The following is a 14,484-nucleotide window of genomic DNA, read 5'->3' as shown; positions in this document are numbered from 1 at the left end:
GTTGGGTGGAAGTCGGCAGAGGAGCAGGGGAGCAGGGGAGCAGAGGAGAGGCTTATACAAGTTCTTTCCCCTCTGCCCCTCTGCTAACCACCATGCAAAGTTTCCTTGGCAGACTACTAGGGGTGAAATTTCACGTTTCTAGACTCGGTAAACCAACACAAGGAGAATCAACAATAATGGCGAATGCAGTTTTAAATTTATCTGATCTTAATGGCAGCAATGGCTTTGTGATTAACGGCATTGCCATTGATAGATATGACCGCTCAAACATTTCCGTCAGCAGTGCGGGGGATATCAACGGTGACGGCTTGGACGACCTGATTATCGGGGCATCAAGTACCTCCCCCAACGATCAGCTTTATGCCGGGTCAAGCTACGTGGTCTTTGGCAGCAGCAGTGACTTTGATGCCAGTCTTAACCTTTCGTCCCTGAATGGCAGCAATGGCTTTGTGATTAACGGCATTGATCCAGATGACCGCTCAGGTGATTCTGTCAGCAGTGCGGGAGACATCAACGGCGACGGCTTTGACGACCTGATTATCGGGGCATATCGTGCCGACCCCAACGGTCAAGACAGAGCTGGGGAGAGCTACGTGGTCTTTGGCAGCAGTAGTGGCTTTGATGCCAGTCTTAACCTCTCGTCCCTAGATGGCAGCAACGGCTTTGTGATTAATGGCATCGATTTTTATGACTTCTCAGGCTATTCCGTCAGCAGTGCGGGGGACATCAACGGCGACGGCTTCGATGACCTAATTATCGGGGCATATCGTGTATACTCCAACGGTCAGCCTTTTGCCGGGTCAAGCTACGTGGTGTTTGGAAGCAGCAGTGGCTTTGATGCCAGTCTCAACCTCTCGTCCCTCAATGGCAGCAATGGCTTTGTGATTAACGGCATTGATCCAGATGACCGCTCAGGCTATTCCGTCAGCAGTGCGGGGGACATTAACGGTGACGGTATAGATGACCTGATTATCGGCGCAATTGATGCCTTCGGTCAGGAGTTTGCTGGTGAAAGCTACGTGGTCTTTGGCAGCAATAGTGGCTTCGATGCCAGTTTTAACCTCTCATCCCTGAATGGCAGCAACGGCTTTGTGATTAATGGCATTGATGCGTATGACTTCTCAGGTAATCCTGTTAGAAGTGCGGGGGACATCAACGGCGACGGCTTCGACGACCTGATTATCGGGGCACGAGGTGCCGACCCCAACGGTCAGGAGTTTGCTGGGGAGAGCTACGTGATCTTTGGCAGCAGTAATGGCTTTGATGCCCAACTTAAGCTCTCATCCCTTAATGGCAGCAACGGCTTTGTGATTAATGGCATTGATGCGTATGACGGCTCAGGCAGTTCTGTCAGAGGTGCAGGGGACATCAACGGCGACGGCTTCGACGACCTGATTATCGGGGCACGAGGTGCCGACCCCAACGGTCAACGTGGTGCCGGTGAGAGCTACGTGGTCTTTGGCAGCAATAGTGGCTTTGATGCTCAACTCAACCTCTCATCCCTTAATGGCAGCAACGGCTTTGTGATTAATGGCATTGATAGCTTTGACTTGTCAGGCAGTTCTGTCAGCAGTGCGGGGGATATCAACGGCGACGGCTTCGACGACCTGATTATCGGGGCAGATCGTGCTGGGGAGGGCTACGTGGTCTTTGGCTTTGGCACGGTGGCTACCACCAATGAAGATACAGCCGTAACTATCCTTACTAGAGATATTCTGCGTATATTTACATATTTAGATAATGATACTTTAAGCATTAGCAACTTCACTAACCCCACTAACGGCACACTAGCACTCAACGACAACAACACTCCAGACAACCCCAGTGACGACTTCTTTATCTACACCCCCAATGCCAATTTCAACGGCACTGACAGCTTCACTTTCACTGTCGCTGATGGCAATGGCGGCAACATTACAGGTGCTTTTAACCTCAATGTCAAACCAGTCAACGATGCACCCATTGCCGTCAATGATACTTTGACTACTGGTTTTAATACTGCTACTACCATCCTTGCTAGTACCCTGTTGGCTAATGATACCGACATCGATAACAGTAATCTCCGTATTACTAGCGTTAGTAATGTAACTAATGGTACTGCTGTGCTAAATGATAATGGCACACCGGGCAACTCGGCGGATGATTTTACTGTCTTTACCCCATTTAATGGGTTGAGTGGCAATGCCAACTTCAATTACACCATTAGCGATGGTAGTCTGACTAGTACTGCTACGGTTACGATCGCAGTTGGCACTAAGATTACTGGCACTAACCAAAACGATACCATTTCTGGAACACCAGGGAATGATGCAATCGCTGGTGGCAAGGGCAATGATATTCTCACAGGCGTTGCGGGGAATGATACTTTTGTCTTCCGCCTTGGTGATGGAAACGACACGATCACTGATTTTGCTGGAATAGGTATTGGCTCAAATCCATCAGCAACGGTGATTACCCAACTGGATACATTGCAATTTATCGGTAGTGGTTTAACTGCCCGAAATCTGCAACTTACGCAAAATGGTAATAACTTAGAACTCACCTTTTCAGATGCAGCTTCTACCAAAGTTACTCTGCAAAACTTTCAATTAGAAAATCTGGATAATTTGCCAGCAACTTCTTCACGATCGGCTATTGGTAATATCCTGTTTGATGGACAAACCAGTATAACTGACAGTTTTGATGTCTTCAATGCCAACTCCACTCAAACTAATCTCTTTAACAAGAACACCATCACTTTTTTGAATGACCTTAACAATAACGTCGCGGGTTTTGACAACTCCAATGATGTGATTAATGGTCAAGGAGGTAACGACATCATCAATGGTAATAGTGGAAATGACCTACTGCGGGGCGATGAAGGCGACGATATTCTCATTGGTGGAGAAGGCAATGATACTGTTGTGGGTGGCAAAGGCAATGATGTTCTTATCGGTGGTGTCGGTGCTGACCTTTTCCTTTACAACAGCAATGCTGACTTTGTTGGTGTTGATGCGATCGCTGACTTCCAAAGCAGCAAAGGTGACAAAATTGTACTGGATAAGACTACCTTTAGTACAATTACTTCTGCTGCCGGAACTGGTTTTAGTAACATCACTGATTTTCAAATTACGAGTTCAGCAGCGACTAGCACGGCAAAAATTGTCTACGATCGTCTAAATGGTGAGTTGTTCTACAACCAAAATGGCAACGCGGCTGGTTTTGGCAGTGGTGGGCTATTTGCAACTCTAACTGGTGCGCCAACTCTCACCGCATCTGATTTTGTGCTGCAAGCATAGTTTGCTCAAAACACAGAATGTCAAGTAGACATGTCCGAAAAAGAATTGTTTTGATGCAGCAGTGCTACGTCTCTACAAGGGTTATGGGTAACGCATATCTTTTTTTTAAAGGGGGATCTTAAAATCCGCGTGTTGAAGAAACGGCTCACGCACCCTTGAGGGGCGCGTCGCCTCAACGTATCGAAAGCGCGTCAGAACTTGAAGACTCGCCTACGGCGAATGACTGTACATCGCTAGCACTTGTGGATGCAGCACCGAGTCAACCTGCTCCGTTGTTGACTGAAAAGCAGGACTGTGGCGTTGAGGGGATATTCCCTCATGAAGGTATTTGTTCCGCCGCGCCCGTTGCCCAAAATGAAGAATATTTAAGTTCAACGATCGCTAATCAAGCACAAGAGCAGGTAGAACAGGGTAATCCCACTTCGTTGTTAGTTGAAAATTCAGTTTCAGGTGGAGAAGTCAAAGCAGTTCATGAAGGTACTTGTTCCGCCGCACCCGTGCCAAATTCTGAAAAGTGGTCGCACGAAGCGATTGTTGCAAGGGCAAATATGCGGCCGGAGCTGTGATTTGAACGATAATTTAGCCAAACGGTCACGAAATACTTCAGAAGCACTTAGGACAAGATATACTTCATACTTGAGACATGAGTTGTAAGAATGATAATCGTATAGTTAGGGGGAGACAAGGGTGAGCAAGGCTCACCCTTGTCTCATTAATAAAGAGAATGGGAAGAAGCTGCCGACGGCAGCTTCTTCCCCCACCCAATGATTATCATTCTTATGTCGTTGACTGCGATTCATGCCCAACAGTGTCTCGCTTGGGTTTGCGTTGCCCAACCCGTGTGCCTGACTTTTTCTCGCGGCTCTTATCTGTTTGCTGTTGCGTCTCCTGGGTTATCATCTGAAGGTCAGCACTGGAATTACTAAGTGGTGTATCAGTAATTTCAAGTGTTTGAGTAGATGTAGTTTTTTTGCGAGTCTGCTTCTTTTTTGGGGCTGGCTCTACAGGGATCTCGTTTGCTGTTGTGGTCGTGAATTCTTGTGGTGCAGGTACGTTTGGCTTTTTCCGAGTCCGCTTTGTTTTAGGTGGTGACTCTGTTTGCGATGAAGTGATTTCACTACCGACCAACGGAGTTTCAGGAGGGACTGCATTAGTCGGTACATCCGTTGAACCCATTCCTATTTGTAGCAAATGCCATAAGTGTTCGCGACGGCTCTCCATATAGCTAAGTTTTTCTTCGCCCTCAGTTGCTTCTATTGCCATACGTTCGCACTGCGCTAGCGTTAGGGTATGTTCGTGTAATTGTTTTAAAGTTAAAGCTTGATTTCCATCATCTAATGCCGCCGCCACAGTTCGGATGAGCCAGTCTTTTAGTACTCCAAGACAGCCAATAGAATGTTCATAGAAGTAAAGCCAATGCTGCATTAATTCGGGAATATTAATATCAAGAGGTACTTGCTTCAAAAGAGCCAATAAAGCGGCTTGAAAATCCAAACGGTCTTGTTCATTTTGGTACAAATAGCGCGGAAAGTGGATATCTAGACCGCGCCGAGATGCTTGACCACTTAAATTGCGGAAATTTAACAGTTCGTAAGTACCAATCAGGATGTGTAAAACACCCGTAACATTCGTCATGGATTTAATCCAATCCAACTGGTCTAAAAGCTTGCCAGCATTACTTCCAGTCCCAATCTTCATTAAATGTTGCGCTTCATCAAGGATAACCGCACGTACACCACGTTTGGTCATCGCTTCTTCTAATGCGTGGCGCAGTTCTGGAGAATCATTAAACTGGGAAGCTTTGCTACTACGTCCACGCCCTTTTTTCTCCCATGCCTCCGATGTATCAATGTCTACAATGCTACGACGCTCGTAGAATGGCTCATTCAAAAGCTTCAGCGCAGTCCGGTAATAGTCAGTTCGATTAAACACCCCACTGTCAGGTGGACGTGTCTCTATCAGTAAAAGAGGTAATTGAGGTACATAACCGTTGCGGTAGCTTGAGGAATTCTTTGCTAAATCCTCACTGTGAGGAGCATTTAAACGTCGGGCAATTTGCCGTATCATCGTCGTCTTGCCCACACCACTTGGCCCATACACCAACACATGAGCAAATCCAGCAGGTTCTCGAATCGCACGCATGAGCAGCATATCTACCCGTGCTAACTGTGGATGTAAAACTGCATACTCCTTAAATTGAGTAAGTAAGTTGATGTCATCGCTCCTGTTCCTGTTTAAATCCATCTATTTGTATTCCGCTAATATTGGCAGTGAACTTAGATCCAACGGTTCAACGTTTCGAGATGATACGTGCTGCGATGCAACATCTTCACTCTGTTGTGCCAATACAGCCAACCTTTCCTTTACTTGGTTTACTGATGAGTCTGAAGAATTACTAGACGTTAAATTCTCTAGTAAGCGTTTACTTTCCAAATCACGCAATCTTTGCAGCAACAAGGCTTCATGTTCTTGGACATTGGCAATGAAGTCAGCTAAATGTTTAGCGTTCAAATTTGTCGCCGTGGCGCTACGTTTGTTCAATTGCCTAATTTCTTGTGCCGCTAACAACACTTCTTTTTCAGTGCGTCCAACGAAAGTACTGTAATACTGAGAGATACATCTCACCCAACGCCCATCAACATAGGCGTAAGCAACTCCCATATCAAAAGGGTCGTAGCGTACTGGTACTAATGTTTTTTCTACATTTGGATTGCGGAAAGCATCACTCCAATAGTAGAGATAATTGACTTTAATCCCATATCCCGGCTGAACTTTCGCTTGACCTTTAGGGGTGGAAGGACGTGTTGCCATGAAGAACTCTTCGTTATAAGCAATACTTCGGTGCAACCGTTCTCCTGCAATTGACAACCCTTCGTTATAAACAACGCCTGGAGAGGCACCTAATGAGTCGTGATGATTTGAGTCGTAAATGGAGTAAGCCCACTGGGTCAGGTAAGTATATAAATCTCCCAAATTCCAAACAGCTAACTGTTTTGGGTCAACAGTTTTGGTGAGTTGGCGGGGCTGTTTACTTGCTTGGGTATTACCTAGTAGGTTATAGATAAATTCAGTATTTGTCGTCCCAAATAATCGTTCAATTACTGACCCAAAGCGGGGTTTGCCACCAGGTCTTGTTTTCTTGGTGCAGTGGTAACGTGCCAGCAAGGTGTCAAAGTATATACTGTGGAATTCTTTGCCACCATCTACAACCAATGTTGAGGGAAAACGACCTTGGCGCTGGACTAAAATACGTAGCCCCATCATGCAAGACCTGTAAGAAGGTGCATCAAAAGTCAGATAAACTGCCAAGATTCGCCGGGAATAGGCATCGGTCAGTAATGTTAGCCAAGGTCGCCCAAGTAGCCGACCTGTAGCAAGTGAGCGTAATTCAATATCGAGTTCGGTATGGTCAATATGGACTATCTCCAGAGGCCGGTTTCCGTGAGGACGTGTATTTAAAGCTAGTTCCCATACAAAAGGCTCTGTTGCGTATGCGGCTTTTGCTCCCTGACGCTTTAATGTCTGCTCATGAGTTGGGCGCTTTTTTAAACGCTGGTAGAAAGTGCGGTTACTAAGGGGTTGTATATTTAATGCTGTACAGGTTCTGACATACGCCCGATATACTGAAGCGCCTGTCGCTTGTCTTGGTGTTTCAAAATGCTCTTTAATAAATTTATCTAATAATTCACTTGAATCTGTGGGCGATTTTGGTTGACGATTCCCTTGCTGATGTGTCCGTGGTAGTAACCCAACATAACCGCAACCTAAACTTGCTTCTGCTTCACGGAACTGTTGTACCCATCTACGCAAGGTACGCTCTTTGATGTCTTGATAGATATCTGTATGGCGCTGAAAATATGCCTGTACTATATTAAATTTTCGGTTCGCTTCTTTTAAGTGAACAGGAGAAGCGGCCTCCATTAAAGTACGTACTGTTTCATTTATAGTTGCATCTGTAACTCCGTTATGGATTTTAATGGTGCCACTGTCGAATAACTGGAGAAAAAATGCTGTGGGTAACTGTATTGGGAAGCCTGACTCTGGTAATAGCGTGGTTGTGGTCTCGCCATAGTTTACTAAAGTCCATAGCGCCGAATCCCACTCAAGGGCTGTGTTAGGTAGCAGTGTTGTGAGACTATTGGGAGCGTTCTTTGTAGTCACTCCTACAACAGATACGTGTGTATAAGCGTCATGAGTTTGTTGACTTACCCATAATCGTGTCCGCCAATGTTCAACTAAGGGGACAGCAAACAAATCCACGTACAGAAGCTCAGTTGCAATCATGATGTATATGTCATTGGCACATACATCATTTAATTCTTGTAGCAATGCCGCAATCGTTATTCCTGGATTTGCTTCCAGGTAAGCCAGAACTATCGAGTGTACATTTGTTGTCAAATTTGATTTAAATCCTAGGTAATCCGACAAAAACATTAAGTTCTGGGTAAAAACGGGATTCAATTCGGCATCAGTACGAACGCAGTATTTTAGACCAAATTGTGATGCGTGGGCTTCTCCTGGTGGGCAACGCCAATGACCGGATGCTGTTTTTTGATAACGCCCAGGATATTTTTGTGCTAATTTCTCTACTTCCTTAACTGTTTTCCACTCCTCCCAGCACGCACCATCATGACGTAATACAAAAAAGTCAGGGGTATGATAGTGACCGATATTACGCCCTGCTTGATTTTTGTACTGGATTTTGAATGGTGGTGGCTGGTCGTAGAACTCTAAAACTTTGGGGTCGTGTTCCATCAGGTAAATCGCCCATAATTCCACTGTATGGCTCTCGAATTGAATTGTGACCCCCATTTTAGAACTAGGATACACGCCACAAACGTTCTTGGTTCGTCCTTGTACCCGACGTGAGGGTGGGGATTTCCTGAGGAGTGCAATCAAATCAATGGTGTGGGTTGCTAGTTGCTGTTGCCTACACCAATCTTCAAACTCGAATTCGTTCATTTGAGCCTCACCTCCTTGGCGTGACCTATGTGATACAGGGAATTCACAAACTTCATAACAGTCTTCTCAAAACACCAAGAAGACGCGAATTGAATCATATCTTAGTCACTTTGAACCATATTTTGTCATCTAAGTTGTACCTATTAGTCATTTTTAGAGAATTATTCGGGAGAAGTTTTCGGTTTTTAGTTGTGACAACTCTAGGCTTTATTATGATTCACAATCAGGACACGCGGACACAATCTTATGCAAAGTTTTATGTTCTGTTTAGGCTATAACCCTTGAAATGTCGTTAATTTTTGGTCAGGGTATGATTCACAATTTGGTCATCCAAGGGGTAAAAGCACAGGAGCGGATGCAGAAACTAAAAGTAGCAGGAAATTCGGGGCAGAATCCGGGGTTTGAGTTATTGCAGGAGTGCTGGAATGACGATCCGGCTTTGCAGATTGTGATCAAGAAATTGTTGGCGAAGTTTCCGCAGTGGGGGGTTGCTTGTGTGGATGGGGTGCTGGTTAACCGGAAACTCAATTAATCAGTAGTCAAGGCAACAGAGGATTGCAATGTTGGGGGAATATGTGTATACGCGCCTTGGGTAAGGCGGTGGCGTTGCAGAAGATGATGCGGCGGTTTCCAGTGCAGAAGTGACACTACAAGGAAACTGGCGATCACCTATGGTGGGCGTTCCGCCATCGCTCTAGAAATGATGATTTTATTACATCAGGTTTTCTGTAAAATAATATACTGCTAATTTAGGTTTACTAAGAAATAAAAGTCCTAAAAGTAGGAAAAGTAGGAAAAGTAGGAACAGGAAAAAAAGTATAATTTATTTTCAAAAATAAGTAATTTAACTTAATAGATATAGATATTGCCTAATCAAGCTAGAAAGGATATATTTTTTGTGTGCGTGATTGCAAGCAAATAAACATCATTTAGAAGTATAGGTGATAGTTTCTGTGCAATCGCCCTTAATTAACAAGCCAAAGATCACAAGGGGCCTTCTAGTAGGGGTAAAGAGGGTTTTCCAGTTTCTGCATAGATTACGGAAATTATAAACCACGTCTATTTTGAAACCTGGAGTTTTTAAGGAGAGTGTATTATTCGGTTGTGGCTTGAGTTGTAAGCTTTAACCTAATTCCAAAAAACTACGGTTTTCAAGGGAGATGCGGTTTAACTAATTAAGCGGACGTGATATGAGCTAGGAAAAAATTACAAGAGCAAAACATCTCACCATCAGCAACGAATGGCACGCTTGTTAAGCGCAAACCCATGATTTAACTGGCTTTTGAGTGTGGGGAGTGTGGGGAGTGTGGGGGGTAAGACTTCTTCCCCATCCTCCCACACCTCCCACACCTCCCACACCCTGCCCTGACGAAGTTTCAGCTTTTCTTAGTGCCATTCCCATCAGCAACTAAACATGGACGGAAATTTATATGGCTCATATTCCTGATCGCAGCAAGCTCAATCAGGCTGTCCAACTTGCCCAGTCAGGTTGACTGAAGCATCTTCCCGATGTCAGCAAGTATTACAACAATGTCCAGACAATGCCCGTGCATGGCACTTACTTGATTTAACTGCTATGCAGCTTGGATAACAAACAGCAGGCATTGACATCTGTGTCAAAAGCGCTCACTCTCGATTCTGACAAAACATAATTTCACAACCATGCTGGAGTGGTGCATTTTGGACTGGGAACTCCGGTTCCTCCAATCTCTCGCTGCTTTTGGGTAATGGGGATGGCAGTTTTAGTGCAAGTCTTTATGGAGTAGAGACGTTGGCGTAGCCCACCCTTAACCTCAATGCTAATTCTTTATCAAATAAAGTCGCATAATGTCGCGCCTGTGGGAGCATTCAACGTTTCAGGATAACAAATCAAAACTAATTAGTCTCCTTTAACCCAATAACCAATGCAAACCCCTGTTTCTGCCCCTAGTGGACTAGAAATCAACGCTTCTGAGCAATTCGGCTCTTGGCTATGCCAGCAAAATCTCAGCTTGGCATTCACAACCTATCAAACCAACCGCCTTTTTTTCGTTAGTAGCCAAGCGAACGGACAGCTCAAGCTCAACGAAAGACTATTCGACAAACCAATGGGGCTATATCTAGCAGGCAAAAGCCTCTACATGACTACCCGCTACCAACTCTGGCATTTTGATAACTTCTTGGGGAATGGCGAAAAGTACAAGGAAGCAGATCACCTCTATGTCCCCCGCACCGCTTACACCACAGGCGATGTCAACGCCCATGAAGTAGTCTTAGACGATGCTGGAAAAGTGATTTTTGTCAATACCGACTTTAGTTGTTTAGCCACCCTCAGCCCAGACTACAACTTTGTCCCCTTATGGCAACCGCCCTTCATCTCCAAACTCGTCGCCGAAGATCGTTGTCATCTCAATGGGTTAGCAATGGTAGAGGGCAAACCCGCTTATGTCACTGCCTGTAGTACCACAGATACAGCTGCCGGGTGGCGTAATCATCGCCATGATGGGGGAGTCGTCATCGACGTTGCCCAAAATGAAATCATCGCCACAGGCTTATCCATGCCCCATTCTCCCCGTTGGTATCAGGGGAAATTATGGTTACTTAATTCTGGAACCGGGGAATTAGGCTACATCGAAAAGCGTCAATTCCATCCCATCACCTTCTGCCCTGGATTTGTGCGTGGATTAGCCTTTTGGCAAAACTTCGCCTTTGTGGGACTATCTCAACTACGTTCCCAGACTTTTACCGGATTAACCCTAGAAAACCGCTTAAGTTCCCAAGGAAATCGCCCCCAGTGTGGCTTAATGGTAATTGACTTGCAGACAGGCACAGCCCTGCACTGGCTATATTTTCAGGGAGTAATTGAAGAACTATTTGATGTTGTAGTTCTGCCTGGGGTGCTACAACCCCAAGCAATTGGTTTACAGTCAGACGAAATTCAGCGCCTAGTCAGATTTCCCAACAGTGGCGGCATTGTCACCACCAAACCCACCGCCAAACGTCCCAGTTTAGGTGCAACCCCCCCCGTCGCTGGTTTACCCACACAACAAATTACCCCCCTTAATCCCCCCGAAGATTGGGGGGAAACCAGACAATCTAGTTCCCTCCCCTTTACAAGGGGAGGGTTAGGGTGGGGTAATCCGAAGACTAATAGTGAGGCAGCCTTTTCAAGCGGGAATCAAATCCGTTACCAACGGGTGTATCACCTCAACAGCAGCAACGCCCTCGAATACAATCACCTCACCTATCCGAGCCTGCAAAAACGCTGGCAAACTCAACCGCCCCAAGGCGAATTAACTGGGCTTTCTGCTTCGGTAGACGGTGCAATAGTTGGCTTTGCCATCAGCGAACGTTTAAACCCCCAACAAGCCGAAATCATCTCCTTATTTGTCTTACCCGAATACCGTAGTCAAGGAATTGGCACAAAGTTAGTCGCCTATTTAGAACAAGAATTAGCCCAACAGGGATGTATTGAAATCACCCTCAGCTATTCAACCAGTACACTTACCAATGTCGCTTTAGAACCGCTACTGCAAAAGCTACATTGGCAACCACCCCAAATTAACTTGGTGCTTGGCAAAACCGCTACAGAAAAAATTGCCCAAGCCCCTTGGTTAAACAAGTATCCCCTACCTCCAGCCTTTGAGGTGTTTCCTTGGTTAGATGCCGGTTTATCCCTGCCACCTAATGTCGAGGCACACCGCTTAGAACCCCTAAATAGCTTGGGATTGCGCTATCGGGGGGAGGTAATTGGTTGGGTATTAACCCATCGGGTGGCACCTGACACAATTCGCTACACCACTTTTTCAATTGCACAAGCATTTGAGAAGCGGGGGCGAGGGGTTTGGCTGTTAGCAGAAGCGATTCGTCGTCAAGTTGACAGTGGTGTTCCCTACCTCACGGGTTCGGTTTCTCACCGTTATCCGCGTTTGTTGAAGTTTGTCGAACGACACCTGACTCCCTATTTAACTGGGGTAGGGGAAGTGCGGCAAACGAGTAAGTTGATTAACCCTACATTTGAATCAAGAGAAAACTAACATGGCTGACCCTAATTTTAAGGACCCAATTACCAACCCCTTCGGACTGACGGGTGTAACACTTTCTTCTAAACCCACCTTAGCCGATATCGATGGCGATGGAGACTTGGATGCTTTTGTGGGGAATTTTTACGGCAATACCGCGTTCTACCGCAACACTGGAACTACTGCTGCTCCCAGCTTCACCTTTGAAGCCAACAATCCCTTCGGACTGACGAATGTAGGGAACGTTGCTGACCCCACCTTTGCCGATATCGATAGCGATGGGGACTTGGATGCTTTTGTGGGTAGTGGTGATGGCAATACCCGGTTCTACCGCAACACTGGAACTTCGGCTGCTCCCAGCTTCACCTTTGAAGCCACCAATCCCTTCGGACTGACGAATGTGGGACTTTCTGCTAAACCCACCTTTGCCGATATCGATAACGATGGAGACTTGGATGTTTTTGTGGGTAGTCAGAACAACGGTATCAGCTTCTACCGCAACACTGGAACTACTGCTGCTCCCAATTTCACCCTTGAAGGCACTAACCCCTTCGGACTGGCGAATGAGTTTGTAGCTTCACCCGCCTTTGCCGATATCGATAACGATGGGGACTTGGATGCTTTTGTGGGTACTTTCACGACCACTGCCAAGTTCTACCGCAACACTGGAAATGCCGGGACTCCCATCTTCACCTTTGAAGCCACCAACCCCTTCGGACTGACGAGTGTGGGTAATATTTCTTCACCCACCTTTGCCGATATCGATGGTGATGGGGACGTGGATGCTTTTGTGGGTAATGTTAGCGGCAATACCGTGTTCTTCGAGAATAACAATGCGCCCACTGGTTCACCCACAGCCACGTTAAGCAACACCGCCGAAGATACAGCCATTAATATTACTGCGGCTGACTTGTTAGCAGGATTCAGCGATCTGGATGGTGATACCCTCTCCGTTATTAACTTAACTGCGACTAACGGTGCATTGGTGGACAACTTGAATGGGACTTATACCTTCACTCCAAATGCTAACTTTAACGGCGCAGTTAATCTGACCTACGATGTCACTGATGGCACAGCAACCTTAAATGGACAAACTCAGACTTTCTCTGTAACCCCAGTTAACGATGCGCCAACAGGTTCACCCACTGCGACGTTAAGCAATACACCAGAAGATACAGCCATTAATATTACTGCGGCTGACTTGTTAGCAGGATTCAGCGATCTGGATGGTGATACCCTCTCTGTTGCCAACTTAACTGCGACTAACGGTGCATTGGTAAATAACAATAATGGGACTTATACCTTCACCCCAACTGCCAACTTTAATGGTGCAGTTAATCTCACCTACAATGTCACTGATGGCACAGCAACCTTAACTGGACAAACCCGCAGTTTCTCTGTCACCCCCGTTAATGATGCCCCTGTTGCTGTTGATGACAGTGTTTCCACATTCTTTGGTACTACTGTCAACATCGCAGTTAGTAGCCTACTGGCAAATGATAGCGATGTTGATAGCACCGGACTCAGCATCACTGGTGTCAGCGATGCTACCAACGGTACTGCTGTCCTGAACAATAACGGCACAGCCAGCAACACCGCAGATGATTTCGTTTCCTTTACACCAAATCTTCTGTTCTTTGGCAATGCCAGCTTTAACTACACCCTCAGCGATGGTAGCCTGAATGATACTGCTACGGTGACTGTGGCTGTCGGTCTGAACCTGTTTGGCACTAATTTTGCTGATAACCTGATTGGCACCATCGGTAACGACATCATCAACGGCGGCAATGGCAACGATACCATCTACGGCGGCGCAGGTGATGATAGCCTCTTTGGCGAGAATGGTAACGACATCTTGTATGGCGATGGCCTGATGGATGGCGGCGCGGGTAATGATACCCTCAACGGTGGTAATGGCGATGATACCCTCTACGGGGGTGGCGGTAGCGATCGCCTTTACGGCGGCAATGGCAACGATCTCCTCTATGGTGGTCTTAGCAGCGATACCCTCACTGGTAACAATGGTAATGATACATTTGCCTTTGCGGCTGGGGAAGGTACTGATACCATTACTGATTTCACTAAGGGCAATGATTTAATCGGACTTTACAATGGTTTGAGCTTTGGGCAACTGAGTTTCTCAGCTAGCAATATCAAAGTGACTTCCACGAATGAAATTTTGGCGACGCTGACAGGTATTAATACTACGACGCTGACTGCTGCTGATTTCGTAACCCTTTAAT

Annotated in this window: 8 protein-coding genes; 5 read left to right on the top strand and 3 right to left on the bottom strand. The window is 46.1% G+C overall.

The features are described from left to right. The first annotated feature begins 5 nt into the window (after positions 1 to 5). Together GJB62_RS30830 and GJB62_RS30825 are read left to right on the top strand one after the other, a co-directional pair. Positions 6 to 3,278, top strand: coding sequence for a cadherin-like domain-containing protein (locus GJB62_RS30830; protein ID WP_245246253.1), 3,273 nt, complete (start codon positions 6 to 8; stop codon positions 3,276 to 3,278). Positions 3,279 to 3,520: 242 nt separating this feature from the next. Further along, complete coding sequence (locus GJB62_RS30825; protein WP_114086278.1) at positions 3,521 to 3,844, top strand: hypothetical protein; 324 nt, start codon at positions 3,521 to 3,523, stop codon at positions 3,842 to 3,844. Between the two features lie 211 nt (positions 3,845 to 4,055). Here GJB62_RS30825 and GJB62_RS30820 read toward each other — a convergent pair whose 3' ends face one another. Both GJB62_RS30820 and GJB62_RS30815 read right to left on the bottom strand, forming a co-directional pair. After that, positions 4,056 to 5,522: an ATP-binding protein gene (locus GJB62_RS30820; RefSeq protein ID WP_114081118.1), complete on the bottom strand. Its 1,467-nt coding sequence runs from the start codon at positions 5,520 to 5,522 to the stop codon at positions 4,056 to 4,058. Further along, complete coding sequence (locus GJB62_RS30815) at positions 5,523 to 8,240, bottom strand: TnsA endonuclease N-terminal domain-containing protein (protein ID WP_114081117.1); 2,718 nt, start codon at positions 8,238 to 8,240, stop codon at positions 5,523 to 5,525. A 310-nt stretch (positions 8,241 to 8,550) separates the two neighbouring features. Here GJB62_RS30815 and GJB62_RS30810 point away from each other — a divergent pair, with 310 nt between their 5' ends. Continuing rightward, a complete protein-coding gene (locus GJB62_RS30810; protein ID WP_114082111.1) occupies positions 8,551 to 8,772 on the top strand; it encodes a hypothetical protein in 222 nt (73 codons plus the stop codon). Positions 8,773 to 9,492: 720 nt separating this feature from the next. Here GJB62_RS30810 and GJB62_RS30805 read toward each other — a convergent pair. Further along, complete coding sequence (locus tag GJB62_RS30805) at positions 9,493 to 9,636, bottom strand: hypothetical protein (protein WP_159402628.1); 144 nt, start codon at positions 9,634 to 9,636, stop codon at positions 9,493 to 9,495. Positions 9,637 to 10,144: 508 nt separating this feature from the next. On the opposite strand from GJB62_RS30805, the gene GJB62_RS30800 reads away from it, so the two are divergent. Both GJB62_RS30800 and GJB62_RS30795 read left to right on the top strand, forming a co-directional pair. Continuing rightward, complete coding sequence (locus tag GJB62_RS30800) at positions 10,145 to 12,256, top strand: TIGR03032 family protein (RefSeq protein WP_114085928.1); 2,112 nt, start codon at positions 10,145 to 10,147, stop codon at positions 12,254 to 12,256. Between the two features lies 1 nt (position 12,257). Continuing rightward, on the top strand, positions 12,258 to 14,483 hold the full coding sequence (locus GJB62_RS30795) for a cadherin-like domain-containing protein (RefSeq protein WP_114085927.1): 2,226 nt from the start codon (positions 12,258 to 12,260) through the stop codon (positions 14,481 to 14,483). Position 14,484 lies beyond the last annotated feature (1 nt).

The organism is Nostoc sp. ATCC 53789 (assembly GCF_009873495.1).
Lineage (GTDB): Bacteria > Cyanobacteriota > Cyanobacteriia > Cyanobacteriales > Nostocaceae > Nostoc > Nostoc muscorum_A.
Note: the sequence above shows the minus strand (reverse complement) of the source record. Positions and strands in the feature narration are given on the sequence as shown.